Below are 21,751 nucleotides of genomic sequence, written 5' to 3'. Positions count from 1 at the left end.
CATGAGGGGAAGGGGACCCAGGCGACGAAATCTGTTTCGGCGTCGACGATTTGGGCCGTGTTTTTCTTTCGCCACCGTTCGGACTTTGACGCCTGGGTCCCCTTCCCTTCGCGCTCGCTCCGCTCGCGCTCAGCCGGGGATGACAGCGGTGTTTTATCCCGCCCCCGGCGGCATCTTCTCGAACTGCATCAGGGCCGGGTCGATATGCGACCAAGGCTGGGCCGAACTTGTGTAGAGCGCGCCGCCGAGCGTCAGCCAGCTCGGATCGTCCAGCGTGCCGGCCTTGATGATCGCCAGCGGGCTGCCCGGCTGCTGCGTGTAGAGCGGCGTGCCGCAGGTCTCGCAGAAGCTGCGGGTGATCTCCTTGCCGGAATCGCCGGTGACGGTGAACGGCTTCGGCGCTCCCTTGGTCACGGCGAAGGCCGCCGCCGGCACGACCGCCACCGTCGAAAATCCGCCGCCCGAGGCGTATTGGCAATCGCGGCAATGGCAATTCATCACCGCCAGCGGCTCGGCCGATACCGTGTAGCGCACGGCGCCGCAGCGGCATCCACCCTCGAATGGCGCGGTCATGGGCTTTTCCTCCAGCCGATTTGGTGTGGAACACTCTATATCCGGCCCGGCCGCGCGCGCCAGTTGACCCCACGGGCATTTGTTGCAAAAAGCGGCGCCAAGCTCAGAAGGGTTCAAAGGCATGGCGCGGCAGAACTACCTCTTCACCAGTGAAAGCGTGTCCGAAGGGCATCCCGACAAGGTCAGCGACCGCATTTCCGACGAAGTGGTGGACCTGTTTTTCCGCGAGGGCGTCAAGGCCGGGATGAGCCCGTGGGACATCCGCGTCGCGTGCGAGACCCTGTGCACCACCAACCGCGTGGTGATCGCCGGCGAGACCCGCGGCGCCAAGACGATCACGCCCGAGATGGTCGAAGAGACCGCGCGCCAGGCGATCAAGGCCATCGGCTACGAGCAGGACGGCTTCCACTGGAAGAACGCCAAGGTCGAGGTGCTGCTGCACGCCCAGTCCGCGCATATCGCGCAGGGCGTCGATGCGTCGGGCAACAAGGACGAAGGCGCGGGCGACCAGGGCATCATGTTCGGCTATGCCTGCCGCGAGACCCCGGCGCTGATGCCGGCGCCGCTGTTCTACAGCCACAAGATCCTCGAACTGCTCGCCGCGGCGCGCCATGGCGGCAAGGAGCCGACGCTCGCCCCCGACGCCAAGAGCCAGGTCACGCTGCGCTATGAGAACGGCAAGCCGGTCGAGGCGACGCAGATCGTGCTTTCGACCCAGCATACCGAGGAGAGCCAGACCTCGAACGACATCCGCAAGATCGTCGAGCCCTATATCCGCAAGGCGCTGCCCGCCGAATGGATCAACGACAAGACGGCGTGGCACGTGAACCCGACCGGCAGCTTCGTGATCGGCGGTCCGGACGGCGATTGCGGCCTCACCGGGCGCAAGATCATCGTCGACACCTATGGCGGCGCGGCCCCGCATGGCGGCGGCGCGTTCTCCGGCAAGGATCCGACCAAGGTCGACCGCTCGGCCGCCTATGCGGCGCGCTATCTGGCGAAGAACGTCGTGGCCGCGGGCCTCGCCGACCGCTGCACCATCCAGATCGCTTATGCCATCGGCGTCGCCGATCCGCTGTCGGTCTATGTCGACACCCACGGCACCGGCAAGATCGACGAGGCCAAGCTCGAGAAGATCCTGCCCGAGCTGATGAGCCTGAAGCCGCGCGGCATCCGCACGCATCTGGGCCTCAACAAGGCGATCTATGCCCGCACCTCGGCCTATGGCCATTTCGGCCGTGAGCCCGACGCGGAAGGCGGCTTCTCCTGGGAGAAGACCGACCTCGCGGACGCGCTGAAAAGCGCGGTGTGACAATGCGTGCTTCGAGGCTCCGCTTCGCGGAGCACCTCAGCATGACGCGAGCCGGAATGCGTCATGCTGAGGTGGCCGCGTAGCGGCCCTCGAAGGATGACCGACACCGAACACCAGGAGCGCCGGCGCGGCCAGCTCTACGGCCGCCGCAAAGGGCCGAGGCTTTCGGCGTATCAGCAGGACCTGCGCGAAACGCTGCTGCCGCAGCTGGCGCTGCGGCTTCAGTCTGGTAGCGATCCGCGCGTCTACTTTTCACCTCCCCCTTGTGGGGAGGTCGAAGCGCGAAGCGTTTCGGGTGGGGGGCCGCTCGCTCCGTCCGGCACCGCCCCCCACCCGAAAAATCGCGTCGCTCCGCTGTGCGATTTTTCGACTTCCCCACAAGGGGGAGGTGATTTCACGGTCGCCGACGTCTGGCTCGAAGTCGGTTATGGCGGCGGCGAGCATCTGCATTGGCAGGCGGAGCAACATCCGGATATCGGCCTGCTCGGCGCGGAGCCTTACGAATCCGGCACCGCCAAGCTCCTGTCGCGGCTGGCGGAACACCCGCTCCCCAACATCCGTCTCTATGAGAACGACGCGCGCGACATCATCGATGCGCTGCCCGATGCCAGCATCGGCCGCTTCTTCCTGCTGTTCCCCGATCCCTGGCCCAAGACGCGGCATCACAAGCGCCGCTTTCTGCAGATGGAGATGCTCGACAGGCTCGCCCGCATCCTCAAACCCGGCGCGGAGCTGCGCTTCGCAAGCGACGACGCCGGCTACCTCGCCTACGCGCTGGAGCGGCTGGCGGCACATCCCGCCTTCCGCTGGACCGCGACCGGTCCGTCCGACTGGCACACCCGCCCGGCCGACTGGCCGCCGACCCGCTATGAAGCCAAGGAATTGCACGGCCCGCCGGCCTTCCTTCGCTTTGTGCGCCGCTGACCGTTTTTCTGCCGCAAAGGATTTGTTACAATGCTGTTCATGGGCGTGGTCGACGACGAGGGCAATATCAAGCAACCCAGCCCGATCTGGGACATGGGCGTGGTGCTGATCGCCGCGACGCTGACCTTTTGCGGTCTCGCCATGTGCTTTTTTACGTTTACCGTTTCGGGCGACAAGGCGGTCGCCCGGCAGCCGGCCGAGGTGACGATCGGGGTCGGCGACGGCAGCACCATCCATCCCGACGCACAGCCGGTGAATTCCAACCTCCGGCCCGTGCCGGCCGGCAAGCCGCAAGAACAGCCTTGAAATAGGCCCTTGCCGGGCGTACATAGCGCTCATCCCAGACAACAGAACGTACTGTTGTGTGGCGGTCCGGAAGGATCGCCGCGCGGGAAAAACATTGGTTTCGGCCGGGCAGACCCGGCCAACCGGAAAGACAGCGTCCGTTTGATCACTGCCATGGCCCATCTTGAGCCGATCATCGAACCCGCCGTGGAAGCGGCTGGGTTCCGGCTCGTGCGCCTGCGCCTGATGGGCGGCAACACCAAGACCCTGCAGATCATGGCCGAGCGGCCGGACGGCACGATGAACGTCGAAGGCTGCGCCATCCTCGCCCGCGCGCTGCAGGATTTCCTGGACAAGGAGAGCCCGCTGGAAGGCGATTTCGAGCTCGAAGTGTCGTCGCCGGGGATCGACCGGCCGCTCACCCGGCTCACCGATTTCGCCCGCTGGGCGGGCCATGAGGCCAAGCTGGAACTCCATGCGCCGATCGACGGCCGCAAGCGGTTCCGCGGCCGCCTGCTCGGCCTCGAAGGACAGGATGTCACAATCGAGACGCAGGGTCAGCGCCTCGTCCTGCCGTTCCGCGGTATCGCGGAGGCGAAGCTGGTGCTGACCGATGCGCTGATCGCGGAAGATTTGAAGGCGCGCAAGCGCGCAAGCTCTTAAGGAGAGAGAACCATCATGGCCACCATTGCCGCCAACCGGACCGAGCTTCTGCAGATCGCGGACGCGGTCGCGCGCGACAAGTCGATCGACAAGCAGGTCGTTCTGACCGCGATGGAAGAGGCGATGCAGCGCGCCGCCAAGGCCCATTACGGCAGCGAGAACGACATCAAGGTCGACATCGACCCCAAGACCGGCGAGACCCATGTCTCGCGCTATCTGCACGTCGTCGAGCTGGTCGACAACGACAAGACCGAGATTTCGCTGGCCGATGCGCGCGCCCGCAACCCTGCCGCCCAGGTCGGCGACATCATCGCCGAGACCCTGCCGCCGGTCGACTTCAACCGCATCAATGCGCAGAACGCCAAGCAGGTGATCGTGCAGAAAGTGCGCGACGCGGAACGCGAGCGCCAGTTCGACGAGTACAAGGACCGCATCGGCGAGATCGTGCACGGCATCGTCAAGCGCTCGGAGTTCGGCTCGGTGGTCGTCGACCTCGGCCGCGCCGAGGGCGTGGTGCGCCGCGACGAGATGATTCCGCGGGAGAATTTCCGCGCCGGCGACCGCATCCGCGCCTATATCTACGACGTGCGCCGCGAGACCCGCGGGCCGCAGATTTTCCTTTCGCGTTCGCATCCGCAGTTCATGGTCCGGCTCTTTGCGCAGGAAGTGCCGGAGATCTATGACGGCATCATCGAGATCCGCGCCGTGGCGCGCGATCCGGGCAGCCGCGCCAAGATCGCGGTGATCTCCAAGGATTCCAGCATCGATCCGGTCGGCGCCTGCGTCGGCATGCGCGGCGTGCGCGTCCAGGCCGTGGTGCAGGAGCTGCAGGGCGAGCGCATCGACATCATCCCGTGGAACAACGAAGCGGCGACCTTCATCGTCAACGCCCTGGCGCCGGCGGAGGTCTCCAAGGTCGTGCTCGACGAGGACACGCACCGGACCGAGGTGGTCGTTCCGGATGAACAACTGTCTCTCGCCATCGGCCGCCGCGGCCAGAACGTCCGCCTTGCGTCGCAGCTCACCGGCTGGCAGCTCGACATCCTGACCGAGGCCGAGGAATCGGAGCGCCGCCAGAAGGAATTCACCGAACGCACCAAGCTGTACATGGAATCGCTCGACGTCGACGAGACCGTGGCGCAGCTCCTGGCGTCGGAAGGGTTCGCGACCATCGAGGACGTGGCCTATGTGCCGTTGAACGAGCTTGCCTCCGTCGAAGGCTTCGACGAGGAAACCGCAACCGAGCTGCAGCAGCGCGCGCTCGAATTCATCGAGGCGAAGAACAAGGAAATGGACGACAAGCGTAAGGAACTGGGCGTCGAGGACGATGTTCTCGAAGTCGAAGGCGTCACCGCCGGCATGGCGGTCGCGCTCGGCGAGGCCGGCATCAAGTCGCTCGAGGACCTGGCGGGTTGCGCCACCGACGACCTGCTCGGCTATTACGAGGTCAACAAGGAGAAGGAGCGCGTGCGCGTTCCGGGCGCCCTCGAAGGCTTCAATCTCAGCAACGAAGACGCCAACGCGATCGTCATGAAGGCGCGCGTCAAGGCGGGCTGGATCGAAGAGCTTCCCGAGGCGGCTGCAGCCGAAGAGACCGAAGGGACGGAGGAAGAACAGGCTTGAGTTCGGCGGTCGCCATCGCGATGAACGACGAGGACGATGCCATGCGTGAGAGACGCTGCATCGTCCGCGGAGAGGTCTTGCCGGAGGGCGGCCTGATCCGCTTCGTCATAGCGCCCGATGGCGAGGTCACGCCGGACGTCGCCGCGATCCTGCCCGGCCGCGGCATCTGGGTCGGCGCCGATGCCGCCTCCGTCGCGCTCGCGGCGAAGAAGAACCTGTTCGCCAAGGCGGCGAAGGCACAGGTCAAGGTCGCGCCCGACCTGGCGGAGCGTGTCGAGAAACTGCTCGTGGCGCGGATGTCGGCCGATCTCGGCCTGGCGCGGCGCGCCGGCGCGATCCTGTTCGGCTTCGACAATGTCCTCAAGCAGATCCAGTCGGCGGAACCCCCTGCGGCCCTGCTCGAAGCTTCCGACGGCGCCGCCGACGGCAAGCGCAAGCTGTTCGGCGCGAGCCATGCCCGCGGGCTGAAAATCGAGACGATTGAATGCCTTACCTCCGCCGAAATCGGCTTGGCGGTGGGGCGCGAGAATGTGATACATGCAGCCCTTAAATCCGGGCGCCTTCAGGAACGGTTGAGCTTCGATGCCGGACGGCTTCGCGGTTTTCGTTCCGTTCGGGACGATGAAAGAGACGTATGAGCGATACGAACGACACCACGAAGAAGCCGGGCGGCCGGACGCCGCTGACCCTGAAGAAGGTCGAGACCTCGACCGTCAAGCAGAGCTTCAGCCATGGCCGCACCAAGGCGGTCGTGGTCGAGAAGAAGCGCACGCTGGGCCCGGCGCCTGTCGCGCCGAAAGCACCGGCGGCGCCCGTCAAGCCGTCGGCCGCCGCGCCGGCGCCGTCCGCACCGCCGCCTTCCGCGCCGCGCGGCGTCGTGCTGCGCCAGCTGACCGAGGAGGAGAAGGCCCGCCGCGGCGCCGCTCTCGCCGATGCCCGCGTCTATGAGACCGAAGCCCGCAAGCGCGCCGAGGAAGAGGCCCGCCTGCGTGCCGCCGAAGAAGAGAAGCTGAAGATCGAACGCGCCGCCGCCGAACGCCGCAAGGCGGAGGAAGATGCGCGCAAGGCCCAGGAAGCCGAACTGCGCCGCCATGCCGACGAGGAAGTCGCGCGCCGCGAGCCCAAGCAGGAAGGCGCCGCTGCGCCCGCCGCCGCGCCGGCACCCGCGACGCCGGCCGCCGCTGCTGCGGCCGCCGCAGCCGCGCGCGCCCGCCGTCCGGTCGAAGAGGAAGAAGAAGAGGCGACGACCAAGAAAGGCGTGAAGACGCCCGCCAAGGCCCCGCCGGCCAAGAAGATCGGCGAGGACAATCGCCGCCGCGGCAAGCTGACCGTGACCCGCGCGTTGTCGGGCGACGACGAGCGCATGCGTTCGGTCGCCTCCTATCGCCGTCATCTCCAGCGCGTGAAGGGCGTTCAGGCCCAGCCGGCCGGCCCCGCCGGCCCGCGCGAAGTCATCATTCCGGAAACCATCACGGTGGCGGAGCTTGCCAACCGCATGGCGCGCCGCTCGGTCGACATCATCAAGGTGCTGATGAAGAACGGCCATATGGCGACGGTCAACGACGTGATCGACGCCGACACCGCCGAACTGGTGGCCGCCGAATACGGACATACCGTCAAACGCGTCGCCGAGTCCGACGTGCTCGAAGGCCTCAAGGGCGGCGACGACGACGCGGAGCACATGATCTCGCGCCCGCCGGTCGTCACCGTCATGGGCCATGTCGACCACGGCAAGACCTCGCTGCTCGACGCGCTGCGCAAGACCGACGTGGTCGCGGGCGAGGCCGGCGGCATCACCCAGCACATCGGCGCCTACCAGGTGCAGCTGCGTGGCGGGCAGAAGATCACCTTCCTCGACACGCCGGGCCATGCCGCGTTCACCGCGATGCGCGGCCGCGGCGCCAAGGTCACCGATCTGGTCATCCTGGTGGTGGCGGCGGACGACGGCGTCATGCCGCAGACCGTCGAGGCCATCGCGCACGCCAAGGCGGCGCATGTCCCGATCATCGTGGCGGTCAACAAGGTCGACAAAGGCGACGCCGATCCGATGCGCGTCAAGACCGAGCTGCTGCAGCACGAGATCCAGGTCGAAGAGCTCGGCGGCGAGACCCTTGCCATCGACGTCTCGGCTACCAAGGCCATCAACCTCGACAAGCTCGAGGAAGCGATCCTGCTCCAGGCCGAACTGCTCGACCTCAAGGCCAATCCCGATCGCACCGCCGAAGGCACGGTGATCGAGGCCAAGCTCGACCGCGGCCGCGGTCCCGTGGCGACCGTGCTGGTCCAGCGCGGCACGCTGCATGTCGGCGACATCGTGGTGGCTGGTTCGGAATGGGGCCGCGTGCGCCTGCTGCAGAACGACCGCGGCGAGACCGTGCCGACGGCCGGCCCCGCGACGCCCATCGAAGTGCTCGGCCTTTCCGGCGTGCCGGAAGCCGGCGACGAGATGGTCGTGGTGGAGAACGAGGCGCGCGCCCGCGAGGTCACCGAATATCGCGAGCGCAAGCGCCGAGAGGCGCGCCAGGCGTCCTCGTCGCGCCAGACGTTGGACCAGCTGCTCAAGACCAAGGATTCGGGCGAGAAGCGCCTGCTGCCGCTGGTCATCAAGTCCGACGTGCAGGGCTCGTCGGAAGCGATCCAGGGCTCGCTCGCCAAGCTCGGCACCGACGAGGTCGCGGCGCAGATCCTGCAGGCCGGCGTCGGCGGCATCACCGAGAGCGACGTCATCCTGGCGCACGCCTCGGGCGCCGCGGTGATCGGCTTCAACGTCCGCGCGGATAAACTTGCGCGCGAGCGGGCGAAGCGCGACGGCGTCGACATCCGCTACTACAACATCATCTACAACGTCGTGGACGACGTGAAGGCGGTGCTGTCGGGCATGCTGGCGCCGGAAGTGCGCGAGAAGTTCCTCGGCAATGCCGAGATCCTGGAGGTCTTCGACATCTCCAAGGTCGGCAAGGTCGCGGGCTGCCGCGTCACCGACGGCGTGGTGCGCCGCGGCGCCAAGGTCCGCCTGATCCGCGACAACGTCGTGATCCACGAAGGCGAGCTCTCCACCCTCAAGCGCTTCAAGGACGAAGTGCGTGAGGTCCAGACCGGCCAGGAATGCGGCATGGCCTTCGCGAACTATCAGGACATGAAGAAGGGCGACGTCATCGAGTGCTTCGAGGTCGAGACCATCCAGCGCGCGCTGTAGCGCGCCGCTGCGATGGTCCGGTCCCGGTGCGCCGCCCGCGCGCAGGTCAGGCCGATGGTCGAAATCACGAGAGGTCCAGCCGATCCCAACCGTGCCGCGCGCTTCAAGCGGCTGGCGGACGAGGTCGATGCCGCCATAAGGGCGCAGGACATGCCGCGCGCCGTCGCCGGTGCCGAGCGGGCGGTCAAGGAGGGCTTCGGCCATCCGGGGTTCTTCAACCTGCTCGCCTATCGCGACCTGACGCAGGGCCGCTACCGCGAAGCCATCGCGCTGCTGCGCAACGGCCTGACCATGGCGCCGCAGGACGCCAATCTGCTCAATCTCCTGGGCGTCGCCCACAATCACTTGCAGGAATATCGCGACGCGATCGGCGCGCTGGATACGGCGATCACCGCGTTCCCCGACTTCGCGCCGCCCTTCTACAATCGCGGCTTGTCGTTCGAGGGTCTGGGCGATCTCGGTCGCGCCCATGCCGATTTCGAGCGCGCGGCGACGCTGCAGCCGAATTACCCCGATGCGCTGTCGCGGCTCGCCTATGCGGAAACGATGCGCGGCCGGCACGCGCTGGCGCTTGGCTATGCCGAACGCGCGCTCGCCGCCAATCCGCGCGATGCGCTCGGGCGATTGGCGTCCGCCATGGCCGAGGTCGCGCTCGGCCGGTTCGAGGCCGCGATCGCCCGGCTCACGGTGCTGCTGCGCGATCCCGAACTCGGCAACGTCAACCGCGCCATCGCCAGCGGCTTGCTGGGCGATGCGCTGGACGGCGCCGGGCAATACACACCGGCTTTCGAGGCCTATGCGGCGTCCGGCGACCTGCTGCGCCAGATCTATGCCCCCAGCTTCGGTGCGGACCACGCCCTGCAGAGCGCGCAGATGCTGCGGCGGTATTTCGAGCAGGCGGCGCCCGAGGCCTGGGCGGCCGATCGCGCCGCCGGCGCACAGGATGGCGTGCTCGGCCATGTCTTCCTGGTCGGCTTCCCGCGCTCGGGCACGACGCTGCTGGAGCAGACCCTGGCCGGCCATCCCGACGTGGTGACGAGCGAGGAGCGCGATCTGCTCGCCGATGCGGCCCATGCCTTCGCGCGCAGTCCGGCCGATCTCGACACGCTTGCGGCGCTGACGCCGGCGATGGCCGCGCAATATCGCGAGATGTATTGGAAACGCGCCGCGGCGGCCGGCCTGGACGCCAAAGGGCGGGTCTTCGTCGACAAGCTGCCGCTCAATGCGCTGCTGCTGCCGCTGGTGGCGAAGCTCTTCCCGACGGCGAAGATCCTGTTCGCGCTGCGCGATCCGCGCGACGTCGTGTTCTCCTGCTTCCGCCGTCGCTTCGCGATGTCGAACCAGATGTACCAACTGGTGACGCTGGACGGCGCGGCCCGCTATTACGACGTGGTGATGGGCGCCTGCGCCGCCTATCGCGAGCAGCTCGGCCTGGATTGGCACGATGTCCGGCACGAGGATTTCGTCGCCGATTACGAGCCACAGGTTCGCGCGCTGTGCGACCGGCTGGGGCTCGCCTGGACCGCCGGCATGACGCAGGTCGCCGAGCGCCTCCGGGCGCGCGCGGTCGACACGCCGTCGAGCGGCCAGATCGCGAAGGGCGTGAGCGAAGAGGGTGTCGGTGCTTGGCGGCATTATGCGCAGCCGATGGCAGACGTGCTGCCGCTGCTGGCGCCCTGGGCCGCGCGCTTCGGCTATGAGGATTGAACCGGTGAGCGGACGCGCAGTGACGCCCGGGCCGGCGCAACAGGTTCTGGCGGAAGCCGATGCCGCGATGGCCGCCGGCCGTGCCGGCGTCGCGCTGGCCGCGCTGGAACGGGCGCGCGCCCTGGCGCCGGACGATCTCCAGGTCCTCAACCGGCTCGGCGCCTGCTTGACGGGACTCGGCCGCGCGCGCGAGGCGGTGGCGGTGTTCGACGCGGCGCTCGCCCTCGCACCGGATTCTGCCGCACTGCTCTTCAACCAGGGTGCCGCGCTGGAAGAGGTCGGCCGGCTGCGGGATTCGGCTGCGATGCTCGAGCGCGCCCTGGCGGTGAAGCCGGCCTATGCGGAAGCGCTCGCGCGACTCGCCGGTCTCGCGGTGCGTCGCGGCGACTGGACGGCGGCGCGCGATTTCGCCCGCCGCACGTTGGCGCTGTCGAATCTGCCGGCCGCACGGCTTGCGCTGGCGAGCGCCGATCTCGCGGAGGGCCAGTTCCAGGCCGCGCGCGACGGGCTGCGGCCTTTGCTCGATGCGGTGACGATCAGTCCGGTGAACCGCTCGCTCGCCTATACGCTGACGGGCGATGCGCTCGACGGTCTCGACACGCCGTCCGAGGCGTTCGCCGCCTACACCACGGCGCGCCATCTGCTGGCGGAGCGGTTCGCGCCGCGCTTCGCGCAGCCGGGCGTGGAAACGGCGCGCGCGCAGGCTGATCGTTTGGCGCGCGCGTTCGAGAAAGCGGCACCGGCGCAGCCTGTGGAGGGCCGCGCCGAAACGCCTCTGCACGTCTTCCTGGTCGGCTTTCCCCGCTCCGGCACCACACTGCTGGAGCAGGTGCTCGCCGGTCATCCCGACATCGAGACGCTGGAGGAGTCCGACGCGCTGTTCGACGTCGGCAGGGATTTCGTCGCCAACGGCGCGGGTCTCGCGCGGCTGTCCGCGCTGTCCGCCGGCGAGACGGCGCAATTGCGTGCGCGTTACTGGCAACAGACCGGCGCGCGGCGCGACCGGCGGGTCTTCGTCGACAAGATGCCGCTGAACCTCGCGTTTCTCCCGGTCGCGGCGCGGCTGTTCCCGCAAGCCAAGGTGCTTTTGGCGCTGCGCGATCCGCGCGACGTGGTGCTCAGCGCCTTCCGCCGCCGCATCGCCATGTCGCAGACCATGTACGAGCTGACGACGCTCGCGCGCACGGCCGGCTATTACGACGCGGTGATGCGCCTGGCGGAGATCTATCGCAGGACGCTCGGCTTGCCGGTCCTCGAACTGCGCCACGAGGATCTGCTTGCCGATTTTGCGGCCCAGACCCGGCGGATCTGCGATTTTCTCGGATTGCCCTGGACCGCCGGTCTGGAAGATTTCGCCGCGCGCCGGCGCGACATCAAGACGCCGAGCGGCCCCCAGCTTGCCCACGGCCTGTCGGCCGAAGGGCCCGGGCAATGGCGGCGCTACCAGGCGCAGCTCGAGAGCGTGATTCCGGTCCTGCGACCGTGGATCGATCGTCTGGGCTACGCAGACGCATAGGAGAAACCATGTCGCGCCACCCCTCCAGCCGCAACGATGCGCGCAACGGTCCCACCCAGCGCCAGCTCCGGGTCGGCGAGATGCTGCGGCACGCGCTGGCCGACGTGCTGCGCCGCGGCGACATCCGCGATCCCGACCTGATCGGCGTTTCGGTGACCATCACCCAGGTGAAGCCGTCGCCGGACATGCGCTATGCGACGGTGTTCTGCGAGCCGCTCGGCGGCCAGAACGCCAAGCCGATCATCGCGGCGCTCAACCGGCACAAAGGCTATCTGCGCGGCGAGATGGGCCGCCAGATCGCGATGAAGTTCACGCCGGATTTGCGCTTCGTCGAGGACGAGTCCTTCGCGGAAGCCCAGAAGATCGAAACCATCCTCAAATCCAGCCGCGTCCAGCAGGACCTGAAGGCCGAAGACGGCGACACGCCGGGCGGCGACGACGAAGCCTGAAACGTCCCGTTCCGGGATGGCCGCCGGCTTGCATGGCGACACGCGAAGGACGGGCCCCCGTCCCGGTTCGACACAGGCGCGGAAGGATTTGCCATGCTCGCTTCGCTCAAGCCCACCGCCAAGGTGCTGCTCAACTCGGCCCTCTCGGTCCTGCCCAAGGCCGCTCAGCTCAAATACAAGGAATATCACGAGCTGCGCTATTGGCGCGGCGTCGCCGCCACCATGGAAAACAACAAGGCGCAGCAGGCGCATGAGCGGGCGCATTACGAGCATTTCTTCACCACCTTCTTCGGCCTGACCAAGGCGGACTATGCCGGCAAGGCGGTGCTCGACATCGGCTGCGGCCCCTGCGGCAGCCTCGAATGGGCCGACAGCGCGGCCGAGCGCGTCGGTCTCGATCCGCTGGCGGACGCCTATCGCAAGCTGGTGGAGGACGACCGGCAGCAGATGACCTATTGCGCCGCGCCGTCGGAGAAGATCCCGTATGCCGACGGCCATTTCGACATCGTCACCACCTTCAACAGCCTCGACCATGTCGACGATGTCGACGCGACCATCGCCGAGCTCAAGCGCGTGACCGCGCCGGCCGGCCGCATCCTCGTCATCGTCGAGTTCGGTCATGCCCCGACGCCGACCGAGCCGCATTGGCTGGACGAAAGCATCGCGGAGAAATTCGGCCCTGAGTTCAAGCCCCACGACATCCGCGTCTTCGGCGTCCGCGAAGACCACAATCTCTACGCCTCGATGCTGGACGAGGTCCCGCATGTGAAAGGCGAAGAAGGCATCATCGCGTTTAGGCTGGAGCGGGTTTAGGCGCGGTCCGATACATTCTCACTGTCATGGCCCGCCGGAGAGCGGGTCACCCAGTTGGGCGTAGAGCGAAATCGGCGAAATAGAGTCTGCGTCACCTGGATGGCCCGCAGTCGCGGGCCATGACAACCCTCTGGTTTCGATTCCTGCCGCTTGCTTTCCCCTCGCCCCCTTGGCAGAAGCGCGCCGCATGGCACGCCGCAAAAAAGGCCAGCCCGTCCATGGCTGGGTGATCGTCGACAAGCCGCTCGGCATGACGTCCACCCAGGTCGTCGGTGCGGTCCGCCGCATCTTCGACGCCCAGAAGGCCGGCCATGCCGGCACGCTCGATCCCATGGCCACGGGCGTGCTCGCGATCGCGCTGGGCGAAGCGACCAAGACCGTCCCCTATGCGATGGATTCGGAGAAGACCTATCGCTTCACCGCCTGCTGGGGCGAGGGCCGCGACAGCGACGATGCCGAAGGCAAGGTGACCGGCGCCTCCGAGGTCCGGCCGAGCCGGGAGGCGATCGAAGCCGTCCTTTCGCGCTTCACCGGCGCCCTCCTGCAGGTGCCGCCCGCCTACTCCGCGATCAAGGTCCAGGGCGAGCGGGCTTATGACCTGGCCCGCGAGGGGACTGCCGTGGAACTCGCCGCTCGCACGGTCCAAGTCTATGAGGCGCGCTTGCTCGGCATCTCGGATCCGGACCATGCCGAGTTCGAAATCCGTTGTGGCAAAGGGACTTACGTCCGATCCTGGGTGCGCGATATTGCCCTGGCGCTGGGGACTTTGGGCCATGTCTCGGCCCTGCGGCGCACCCGGGTGGGCGGCTTCACCGAAGAAATGGCCGTCCCCCTAGCCAGGGAGGGGGGTTCTGTGCATATTCCCGCCGCTTTTGAGCACTTGAGGCCCATTGCGACCGCGCTGGACGGCATCCCGGCGCTGGCCGTCACGGGCCCGGATGCGGTCCGTCTGCGTAGCGGCAATCCGATCCTGATCCGCGCGACCCAGTTCGCGCGGATCGCGGAAGGCCAACCCCAGGACGGCGATCTTCAAGGGCTCACGGTTTTCCTCCAGACCTCTGAGGGCGAACCGGTGGCACTGGCGGAATTCGCAAGCGGCGAGCTCCGTCCGTTCCGTGTTTTCAACCTCTGAAGGACCCGACGCCGAATGATTACGCCTGAACGCAAGAAAGAAGTCGTTGCGCAATACGCCATCACGGAAGGCGACACCGGTTCGCCCGAAGTCCAAGTCGCCGTGTTGTCGGAGCGCATCAACAACCTGACCGATCACTTCAAGACGCATGCGAAGGACAACCATTCGCGCCGCGGCCTGATCAAGATGGTCTCGACCCGCCGCAAGCTCCTCGACTACGTCAAGGCGACCGACGTGGCGCGCTACACGTCGCTCATCGAGCGGCTGGGCCTGCGTCGCTGAGCGGCCGAGTCGCATTCAAACATGTTTCGCGTGCGCTCGCGATGGTCGCGGGCGCGCGTGTCTGCGCGTTCCAAGGCATGGGCCGAGGAATGCATCCGCACGCCGGGCAATGAGGCCCGGGTGCAAACTGCGCGCGGCGATCCGGCTGCGGCAGACGAAGAAAGAAGACTGAAGATGTTTACCGTACACAAGGAATCGTTCGAATGGGGCGGCAGAACGCTGACGCTCGAAACCGGCAAGATCGCGCGCCAGGCTGACGGCGCGGTGCTCGCCACCTATGGCGAGACCGTCGTTCTCGCCACCGTCGTGGGCGCGCACAGCCCGCGCGAGGGCGTGGATTTCTTCCCGCTCACCGTGAACTACCAGGAACGCTATTATGCCGCCGGCAAGATCCCGGGCGGCTATTTCAAGCGTGAGCGCGCCCCGACCGAGCGTGAGACCCTGATCTCGCGCCTGATCGACCGCCCGATCCGTCCGCTCTTCGCCGAAGGCTACAAGAACGAAACGCTGGTCGTGGTGCAGGTCCTCAGCCACGACATGGAGAACGATCCCGATATCGTCGGCATGGTCGCGGCCTCCGCCGCCCTGACCATCTCGGGCATTCCCTTCATGGGCCCGATCGGCGCCGCGCGCGTCGGCTATATCGACGGCGAATACAAGCTGAACCCGCCGATCGACGACATGGTCAACTCCCAGCTCGACCTCACCGTCGCCGGCACCGCCGACGCGGTGCTGATGGTGGAATCCGAAGCGCAGGAGCTCAGCGAGCAGGTCATGCTCGGCGCCGTGATGTTCGGTCACCGCGAGATGCAGCACGCGATCAACGCCATCATCCGGCTGGCCGAGAAGGGCGCCAAGGAGCCGCGTCCGGTTCCGGAGGTCGGCACGCATGTGCTGGCGATGGAGATCGAGAAGGTCGCCGGCATCAATCTCGCCGGTGCGTTCCAGATCCCGATCAAGTTCGAACGCCGCGACCGCATCGCCGAGATCAAGAAGAAGACGGCGGAGTACTTCGTCGGCGAAGGCGACGGCAAGGTTTCGGCCAAGGAATTCGGCAACCTGTTCCACGAGCTGGAAGCCAAGATCATGCGGGGCGCGGTGCTCGACACCAAGACGCGCATCGACGGCCGCAACCTGACCACGGTCCGTCCGATCGTGGCCGAGGTCGGCATCCTGCCGCGCACCCACGGTTCGGCGCTGTTCACCCGCGGCGAGACCCAGGCGCTGGTCGTTACCACGCTCGGCACCGCCGAGGACGAGCAGTTCATGGACCAGCTGGAAGGCACCGTGAAGCAGAACTTCATGCTGCACTACAACTTCCCGCCCTACTCGGTCGGCGAGACCGGCCGCATGGGCGCCCCCAGCCGCCGCGACATCGGCCACGGCAAGCTCGCCTGGCGGGCCATCCATCCGATGCTGCCCAAGAAGGAGGAGTTCCCCTACACGCTGCGCGTGGTGTCGGAGATCACCGAGTCGAACGGCTCGTCGTCGATGGCGACCGTCTGCGGCACCAGCCTCGCGCTGATGGACGCCGGCGTTCCCCTGAAGAAGCCGACCGCGGGCATCGCGATGGGCCTCATCCTCGAAGGCGAGCGCTTCGCGGTCCTGTCGGACATCCTGGGCGATGAAGATCACCTGGGCGACATGGACTTCAAGGTCGCGGGCACCGAAGACGGCATCACCGCGCTGCAGATGGACATCAAGATCGCCGGCATCACCGAGGAGATCATGCGCGTCGCGCTGGGTCAGGCCAAGGACGGCCGCATCCACATCCTGGGCGAGATGAACAAGGCGCTGACCGGCGCCCGCGCCGAGCTCGGCGAGCATGCCCCGCGCATCGAGCAGATCAAGATCCCGACCGACAAGATCCGCGAAGTGATCGGCTCGGGCGGCAAGGTGATCCGCGAGATCGTCGAGAAGACCGGCGCCAAGATCAACATCGAGGACGACGGCACGGTGAAGATCGCGTCGGCCGACGGCGAGTCGATCAAAGCGGCGCTGAAGTGGATCAAGGGCATCGTGGCCGAGCCCGAAGTGGGCGAGATCTATGACGGCAAGATCGTCAAGGTCATGGACTTCGGCGCCTTCGTGAACTTCTTCGGTCCCAAGGACGGCCTTGTGCATGTCTCGGAGCTGGCCTCCGCGCGCGTCAACAAGCCGTCCGACGTGGTCAAGGAAGGCCAGGCCGTGAAGGTCAAGCTGCTCGGCTTCGACGATCGCGGCAAGGTCCGCCTGTCGATGAAGCAGGTCGATCAGACCACCGGCGAGGACCTCTCCAAGAAGCAGAAGACCGACGCTCCGGCGGCGGAATAAGCTTCGAAGTCCAAGAAACGAGAGCCGCCCGCGGAAAGCCGCGGGCGGCTTTTTTCTTGCCGCTGCGCGCCGATGCGTGATCGGCATCGGGTGGCTCGAGCGGATTTTATCAAATCTCGTCATCGCCGGACTTGTGCCGGGCATGACGGTTGGCGGTGATTCAGCTCTATGCGAAGCGCATCTCGCCGCCGAAAATGCGACGTCTGCCTAAGTTGCGGGCGCGCCTGCCGCGCATTTGCGCAAGTGCCGCGACATGAAAGCGACAGCCGGAAACCATCCGCCGCGAATGATGGTTAACCGCACGTAACCTCGCTTGTGCGCCGCAAAACCCCTCGCTAGCGTGGTTCCAAGGGGTCGGTGTCGGGGTGCGCCATGTTCGTCGTGTTGCGGTTGCTTAGTCTCATTCTCGTCGTGTCGGCTTTGATGCTGCTCGGCGCGGACGTCGTCACGTCGCTCGAAAACGGCGGCAAGGTCGTGGTCCGTTCGCTGGATCAGGTCTGGGCGCTGTTCGACAAGTCGGCGGTGACTGCGTTCCATGCGTGGTGCACGGCGCATCTTCCCGGCCTTCTCGCCCAGGCCATCGCCTGGCTGTTCGGCCTTCCGGGCTGGGCCGTGACCGGCGTGCCCGGCATCATCCTCGCCTTCCTGTTCGGCCGCCGCACGGCGGACGTCGCCTAACGGTTGGCGCCCGGGATCCAGAGCACGTCCTTGGCGCCGCCGTCATTGGCGAAGCGGCTCGCGACGAACAGATGGTCCGATAAGCGGTTGATGTAGCGGATCGCCGCGCCGCTCACCGTCTCGACCTGTGCCAGCTCGACGATCAGCCGCTCTGCCCGCCGCGCGATGGCGCGCGCCAGGTGCAGATGCGCCGCCGCCGCCGTGCCGCCCGGTAGAACAAACGAATCGAGCGGTTTCAGATTCTCATTCATCGCATCGATCTCGCGCTCCAGCCGTTCGACCTGGCTGTCGAGGATGCGCAAACGCGTCGCCCCGCGCCGGCCGTCCTCCGGTGCGGCGAGGTCGGCGCCCAGGTCGAACAGGTCGTTCTGGATCCGCCCGAGCATGGCGTCGAGCGCGCCGCTCGCCGCCAGCCGCGCGACGCCGATCGCGGCGTTGGTCTCGTCCACCGTGCCATAGGCCGCGACGCGCAAGTCGTGCTTGAGGCGGCGCGTGCCGTCGCCCAGCGCGGTTTCGCCCTTGTCGCCCGTCTTCGTATAGATGCGATTCAATGTGACCATGACACAGGATAGGCCGCCGGCGCCGGCGCCGTCACCCCGTCCGTATGCGCCCGCCCGGGAACCCCGCAGCCGATTGAAATCCTTGAAGAAAAACGGTCGTTGCGGCGCCGCCGCGCACTTGTATGATCCGCCCGCCTTGCCAAATCAGCCGCGGGAAAGCCATGCCGATCGAAGCCCCCGAGATCATCGAAGTCGACGATACCCGTGTCAAATGCGACGGCAGCGGCGGCGCGCTCGGCCATCCCCGCGTCTATCTCGAGATGGGGGACGAGGCGTTCGTCGAATGTCCCTATTGCGACCGCAAATTCGTCCTGAAGGCGGGAGCGCATCGGCATTGAGCAAGCCGGTCAAGGCATTGCAGACGGGCGATCACCTCTACCTGGTCGACGGCTCGGGCTATCTGTTCCGCGCCTATCATGCGCTTCCCCCGCTCACGCGCAAATCCGACGGCCTGCCGGTCGGCGCGGTCAGCGGCTACTGCAACATGATGTGGAAGCTCCTCGAGGACATGAAGGGCGAGGATGCGCCGACGCATCTGGCGGTCGTGTTCGACGCCGGCGCCGTGACCTTCCGCAACACGATCTACGACCAGTACAAGGCCAACCGTCCGCCGCCGCCGGAGGACCTGATCCCGCAATTCCCGCTGGTGCGCGACGCGACCCGCGCCTTCGGCGTCTCCTGCGTCGAGCAGGACGGCTTCGAGGCCGACGACCTGATCGCGACCTATGCGCGGCTGGCGCGCGAGGCCGGGGCGCGCTGCACCATCATCTCCTCCGACAAGGACCTGATGCAGCTGGTGGAGGACGGCAAGGTCGAACTGTTCGACACCATGAAGAACAAGCGCATCGGCTCGGCCGAGGTGATGGAGAAATTCGGCGTCCCGCCGTCGAAGGTGATCGAGGTCCAGGCCCTGGCCGGCGACAGCGTCGACAACGTCCCCGGCGTGCGCGGCATCGGCATCAAGACCGCGGCCGAGCTGATCAACCAGTACGGCGATCTCGAAACCCTGCTGGCGCATGCCGGCGAGATCAAGCAGCCCAAGCGCCGCGAGACCCTGATCGAGAACGCCGAGAACGCCCGCATCTCCAAGCGGCTGGTGACGCTCGACGACAACGCGAAATATCCCGAGACCATCGACCGGTTCGCGGTCCACGACCCCGAGCCGCAGACCCTGATCGCGTTCCTCAAGGGGATGGAGTTCAATTCCATCACCAGGCGGGTCGCGGCGCATTTCGGTGTCGAAGACACCGAAGCTATCGCACCGACGGTCGAACCCTCCGCCACCGCCGCCAACCGCGTGGTCAAGCAGGCGGAGAAGGAGACGCCGCAGACCGTCGAATCCCAGGTCGGCGCCGTGGCGGATCGTGCCGCGATCCTCAAGCCCATCGACCTCGACGCCTACAAGACGGTCACGACCGCCAAGGACCTCGACGCCTGGATCGCGCGCGCCCGCGAGGAGGGCCATGTCTGCGTCGACACCGAGACGACGGGCCTGGATGCCATGGTGGCCGGCTTGTGCGGCGTGTCGCTGGCGGTGGCGCCGGGCGAGGCCTGCTACATCCCCTGCGGCCATCGCAAGGGCGACGGCCTCGACCTCGCCCAGGCCGGCGACATCGTGCAGATGGACGAGGCGGACGTCCTGGCCCGGCTGAAGCCGCTGCTCGAAGACCCGTCGATCCTCAAGATCGCGCAGAACCTCAAATACGATTTCCTGATCTTCGCGCAGCGCGGCATCCGCGTCGCGCCTTACGACGACACGATGCTGATCTCCTATGTCCTCGACGGTGGCCTGCACGGCCACGGCATGGACGAGCTGTCGGAGCTGCATCTGAGCCACAAGCCGATCTCCTTCGCCGATGTCGCCGGCAAGGGGAAGGACAAGGTCACCTTCGACTGCGTGCCGGTGAAGGCCGCGACGCGCTATTCGGGCGAGGATGCCGACGTCACGCTACGGCTCTGGCTGCTGCTGAAGGCGCGCCTGGCGGCCCAGAAGAAAGTGACGGTCTACGAGACGCTGGAGCGTCCCCTCGTCACCGTGCTCGCCGACATGGAGCGGGCCGGGGTGATGATCGATCCCGACATGCTGCGCCGCCTCTCCAACGATTTCGCCAAGGCGCAGGCGAAGATGGAGACCGAGATCCACAAGCTCGCGGGCGAGGAATTCAACATCGGCTCGCCCAAGCAGCTCGGTGACATCCTGTTCGGCAAGTTCAAGCTCGAAGGCGGGCGCAAGACCAAGACCGGCGCCTGGTCGACCGATTCCGACGTGCTGGAAGACGTCGCGGCCCAGGGCCATCCCATCGCCAAGACCGTCCTGGAGTGGCGCGGCCTCGCCAAGCTGCGCGGCACCTACACCGATGCGCTGCCGACCTACGTCAATGCCAAGACCGGCCGCGTGCACACGTCTTACGCGATGGGCGCGACGTCGACCGGCCGCCTCGCCTCGACCGATCCCAACCTGCAGAACATCCCGGTGCGCACCGAGGAAGGCCGCCGCATCCGCCAGGCCTTCATCGCGCCGAAGGGCGCCAAGCTGATCAGCGCGGACTACAGCCAGATCGAGCTGCGTCTCCTGGCGCATATCGCCGACATCCCGCAATTGAAGAAGGCCTTCGCCGAGGAGCTCGACATCCACGCGATGACCGCGTCGGAAATCTTCCAGGTCCCGATCAAGGGCATGCCGGCGGAGACGCGGCGGCGCGCCAAGGCGATCAATTTCGGCATCGTTTACGGTATCTCGGCCTTCGGCCTCGCCAACCAGCTTTCGATCCCGCGGGGCGAGGCGGACGACTACATCAAGAAATATTTCCTGCGCTTCCCCGGCATCCGCGACTACATGGAGGCGACCAAGGCCTTCGCGCGCGAGCACGGCTATGTCGAGACGCTGTTCGGCCGCCGCGTCCATATCCGCGAAATCCGCTCGCCGGTGCCGGCGCATCGCGGTGGGGCGGAGCGGGCCGCGATCAACGCGCCGATCCAAGGCACCGCCGCCGACATCATCCGCCGCGCCATGGTCCGCATGCCGGACGCGCTGGCCGGGAAGAAGCTCAAGGCGCGCATGCTGCTGCAGGTGCATGACGAGTTGATCTTCGAGGCGACCGACGCGGAGGTCGAGAAGACCCAGGCGATCGCGAAGTCGGTGATGGAAAAGGCGGCGCTGCCCGCGGTCCAGCTCTCGGTGCCGCTGACCGTCGACGCCCGCGCGGCCCTGAATTGGGATGCTGCGCATTAGCTCCTATCTCACAAAGCCGCGGCTGATCGCGGCCTCGGCCATCGTGGCCGCCGCGGCGCTCGACATCACCATCAAGCGGCTGGTCCTTGCCCATGACTGGGACGATCGCGTCCTGATCCCGGGCCTGGCTGAGACCCACTACGCCCGCAATCACGGCGTCTCGTTCAACCTGTTCTGGCAGAGCGGCGCCGCCGGCAGCGCGGTGCTGGCCTTGCTGCTGGCCGGCATCATTCTCATCTTCGCGGCGATGGCGTTCCGCACCTCCAAGCCGATCGTCGCGGGCGGGCTGGGCCTGATCGTCGGCGGCGCGCTGGGCAACATGGTCGACCGCCTGAGCCATGGCGCGGTGTTCGATTTCCTGGTGCTGCGCCTGGGCGCGTGGCCGCTCTTCGTCTGCAACCCGGCCGACATCTTCATCTCGCTGGGCGTGCTCCTGCTCGCGCTGGACACGATCCTGACCGGCGACGATCCGAAGCCTGCCTGAAGCGGCTTC

General features: G+C 67.0%; 20 protein-coding genes. 18 read left to right on the top strand and 2 right to left on the bottom strand.

Features of this window, described 5'->3' with window-relative positions:
- Positions 1-153: 153 nt before the first annotated feature.
- A complete protein-coding gene (locus WDM91_15635) occupies positions 154-573 on the bottom strand; it encodes a GFA family protein (GenBank protein ID MEI9996027.1) in 420 nt (139 codons plus the stop codon).
- 121 nt (positions 574-694) lie between these two features.
- Between WDM91_15635 and metK the strand changes: the two genes are divergently transcribed.
- The 15 genes from metK (at position 695) to WDM91_15560 (ending at position 17,466) form a co-directional block, all read left to right on the top strand.
- Positions 695-1,885 carry a methionine adenosyltransferase gene (gene metK / locus WDM91_15630; GenBank protein MEI9996026.1) on the top strand — a complete coding sequence of 397 codons (1,191 nt, stop codon included), beginning with the start codon at positions 695-697 and terminating at the stop codon, positions 1,883-1,885.
- Between the two features lie 96 nt (positions 1,886-1,981).
- Entirely contained in the window at positions 1,982-2,809 is an 828-nt protein-coding gene (locus tag WDM91_15625) for a tRNA (guanine(46)-N(7))-methyltransferase TrmB (protein ID MEI9996025.1), read from the top strand.
- Between the two features lie 30 nt (positions 2,810-2,839).
- A complete protein-coding gene (locus WDM91_15620; protein ID MEI9996024.1) occupies positions 2,840-3,115 on the top strand; it encodes a hypothetical protein in 276 nt (91 codons plus the stop codon).
- Positions 3,116-3,268: 153 nt separating this feature from the next.
- Complete coding sequence (rimP, locus tag WDM91_15615) at positions 3,269-3,757, top strand: ribosome maturation factor RimP (protein MEI9996023.1); 489 nt, start codon at positions 3,269-3,271, stop codon at positions 3,755-3,757.
- Between the two features lie 15 nt (positions 3,758-3,772).
- Positions 3,773-5,380 carry a transcription termination factor NusA gene (gene nusA / locus WDM91_15610; protein MEI9996022.1) on the top strand — a complete coding sequence of 536 codons (1,608 nt, stop codon included), beginning with the start codon at positions 3,773-3,775 and terminating at the stop codon, positions 5,378-5,380.
- Positions 5,377-6,018: an RNA-binding protein gene (locus WDM91_15605; protein ID MEI9996021.1), complete on the top strand. Its 642-nt coding sequence runs from the start codon at positions 5,377-5,379 to the stop codon at positions 6,016-6,018. The genes nusA and WDM91_15605 overlap by 4 nt, the downstream gene beginning before the upstream one ends.
- Positions 6,015-8,576, top strand: coding sequence for a translation initiation factor IF-2 (gene infB, locus WDM91_15600; protein ID MEI9996020.1), 2,562 nt, complete (start codon positions 6,015-6,017; stop codon positions 8,574-8,576). The genes WDM91_15605 and infB overlap by 4 nt, the downstream gene beginning before the upstream one ends.
- 54 nt (positions 8,577-8,630) lie before the next feature.
- The gene (locus WDM91_15595) at positions 8,631-10,283 is read left to right on the top strand and encodes a sulfotransferase (GenBank protein ID MEI9996019.1); all 1,653 of its coding nucleotides are present in this window, start codon (positions 8,631-8,633) and stop codon (positions 10,281-10,283) included.
- A gap of 4 nt (positions 10,284-10,287) precedes the next feature.
- The gene (locus WDM91_15590) at positions 10,288-11,799 is read left to right on the top strand and encodes a sulfotransferase (GenBank protein ID MEI9996018.1); all 1,512 of its coding nucleotides are present in this window, start codon (positions 10,288-10,290) and stop codon (positions 11,797-11,799) included.
- 8 nt (positions 11,800-11,807) lie between these two features.
- The gene (gene rbfA, locus WDM91_15585; protein ID MEI9996017.1) at positions 11,808-12,248 is read left to right on the top strand and encodes a 30S ribosome-binding factor RbfA; all 441 of its coding nucleotides are present in this window, start codon (positions 11,808-11,810) and stop codon (positions 12,246-12,248) included.
- 93 nt (positions 12,249-12,341) lie between these two features.
- Complete coding sequence (locus WDM91_15580; GenBank protein MEI9996016.1) at positions 12,342-13,061, top strand: class I SAM-dependent methyltransferase; 720 nt, start codon at positions 12,342-12,344, stop codon at positions 13,059-13,061.
- A gap of 226 nt (positions 13,062-13,287) precedes the next feature.
- Positions 13,288-14,193 carry a tRNA pseudouridine(55) synthase TruB gene (gene truB / locus WDM91_15575; GenBank protein ID MEI9996015.1) on the top strand — a complete coding sequence of 302 codons (906 nt, stop codon included), beginning with the start codon at positions 13,288-13,290 and terminating at the stop codon, positions 14,191-14,193.
- A 15-nt stretch (positions 14,194-14,208) separates the two neighbouring features.
- Positions 14,209-14,475 (top strand): 30S ribosomal protein S15, encoded by a 267-nt coding sequence (rpsO, locus tag WDM91_15570; GenBank protein MEI9996014.1) that lies wholly within the window; start codon positions 14,209-14,211, stop codon positions 14,473-14,475.
- Between the two features lie 174 nt (positions 14,476-14,649).
- Entirely contained in the window at positions 14,650-16,788 is a 2,139-nt protein-coding gene (gene pnp, locus WDM91_15565) for a polyribonucleotide nucleotidyltransferase (GenBank protein MEI9996013.1), read from the top strand.
- A gap of 372 nt (positions 16,789-17,160) precedes the next feature.
- A complete protein-coding gene (locus tag WDM91_15560) occupies positions 17,161-17,466 on the top strand; it encodes a hypothetical protein (GenBank protein MEI9996012.1) in 306 nt (101 codons plus the stop codon).
- On the opposite strand, the gene WDM91_15555 is transcribed toward WDM91_15560, so the two are convergent.
- Positions 17,463-18,026 carry a cob(I)yrinic acid a,c-diamide adenosyltransferase gene (locus WDM91_15555; protein ID MEI9996011.1) on the bottom strand — a complete coding sequence of 188 codons (564 nt, stop codon included), beginning with the start codon at positions 18,024-18,026 and terminating at the stop codon, positions 17,463-17,465. The genes WDM91_15560 and WDM91_15555 overlap by 4 nt on opposite strands.
- A gap of 161 nt (positions 18,027-18,187) precedes the next feature.
- On the opposite strand from WDM91_15555, the gene WDM91_15550 reads away from it, so the two are divergent.
- The 3 genes from WDM91_15550 to lspA are packed head-to-tail and all read left to right on the top strand — an operon-like array spanning position 18,188 to position 21,742.
- Positions 18,188-18,364, top strand: a complete 177-nt coding sequence (locus tag WDM91_15550; protein ID MEI9996010.1) for a zinc-finger domain-containing protein — start codon at positions 18,188-18,190, stop codon at positions 18,362-18,364.
- A complete protein-coding gene (polA, locus tag WDM91_15545; GenBank protein MEI9996009.1) occupies positions 18,361-21,258 on the top strand; it encodes a DNA polymerase I in 2,898 nt (965 codons plus the stop codon). Before WDM91_15550 ends, polA begins: the two co-directional genes overlap by 4 nt.
- Positions 21,245-21,742 (top strand): signal peptidase II, encoded by a 498-nt coding sequence (lspA, locus tag WDM91_15540; GenBank protein ID MEI9996008.1) that lies wholly within the window; start codon positions 21,245-21,247, stop codon positions 21,740-21,742. Before polA ends, lspA begins: the two co-directional genes overlap by 14 nt.
- The last annotated feature ends 9 nt before the right edge of the window (positions 21,743-21,751 follow it).

Origin of the sequence: Rhizomicrobium sp. (assembly GCA_037200385.1) — a bacterium.
Taxonomy (GTDB): Bacteria; Pseudomonadota; Alphaproteobacteria; order Micropepsales; family Micropepsaceae; genus Rhizomicrobium.
Note: the sequence above shows the minus strand (reverse complement) of the source record. Positions and strands in the feature narration are given on the sequence as shown.

Excerpts from the sequence above, each read along its gene's own strand:
- metK (MEI9996026.1), top strand. The coding sequence starts at position 695 with ATGGCGCGGCAGAACTACCTCTTCACCAGTGAAAGCGTGTCCGAAGGG.
- pnp (MEI9996013.1), top strand. The coding sequence starts at position 14,650 with ATGTTTACCGTACACAAGGAATCGTTCGAATGGGGCGGCAGAACGCTG.
- rbfA (MEI9996017.1), top strand. The coding sequence starts at position 11,808 with ATGTCGCGCCACCCCTCCAGCCGCAACGATGCGCGCAACGGTCCCACC.
- lspA (MEI9996008.1), top strand. The coding sequence starts at position 21,245 with ATGCTGCGCATTAGCTCCTATCTCACAAAGCCGCGGCTGATCGCGGCC.
- WDM91_15560 (MEI9996012.1), top strand. The coding sequence starts at position 17,161 with ATGTTCGTCGTGTTGCGGTTGCTTAGTCTCATTCTCGTCGTGTCGGCT.
- WDM91_15555 (MEI9996011.1), bottom strand. The coding sequence starts at position 18,026 with ATGGTCACATTGAATCGCATCTATACGAAGACGGGCGACAAGGGCGAA.
- WDM91_15580 (MEI9996016.1), top strand. The coding sequence starts at position 12,342 with ATGCTCGCTTCGCTCAAGCCCACCGCCAAGGTGCTGCTCAACTCGGCC.
- WDM91_15595 (MEI9996019.1), top strand. The coding sequence starts at position 8,631 with ATGGTCGAAATCACGAGAGGTCCAGCCGATCCCAACCGTGCCGCGCGC.
- nusA (MEI9996022.1), top strand. The coding sequence starts at position 3,773 with ATGGCCACCATTGCCGCCAACCGGACCGAGCTTCTGCAGATCGCGGAC.
- rpsO (MEI9996014.1), top strand. The coding sequence starts at position 14,209 with ATGATTACGCCTGAACGCAAGAAAGAAGTCGTTGCGCAATACGCCATC.
- WDM91_15625 (MEI9996025.1), top strand. The coding sequence starts at position 1,982 with ATGACCGACACCGAACACCAGGAGCGCCGGCGCGGCCAGCTCTACGGC.
- WDM91_15635 (MEI9996027.1), bottom strand. The coding sequence starts at position 573 with ATGACCGCGCCATTCGAGGGTGGATGCCGCTGCGGCGCCGTGCGCTAC.
- WDM91_15620 (MEI9996024.1), top strand. The coding sequence starts at position 2,840 with ATGCTGTTCATGGGCGTGGTCGACGACGAGGGCAATATCAAGCAACCC.
- WDM91_15550 (MEI9996010.1), top strand. The coding sequence starts at position 18,188 with ATGCCGATCGAAGCCCCCGAGATCATCGAAGTCGACGATACCCGTGTC.
- rimP (MEI9996023.1), top strand. The coding sequence starts at position 3,269 with ATGGCCCATCTTGAGCCGATCATCGAACCCGCCGTGGAAGCGGCTGGG.
- infB (MEI9996020.1), top strand. The coding sequence starts at position 6,015 with ATGAGCGATACGAACGACACCACGAAGAAGCCGGGCGGCCGGACGCCG.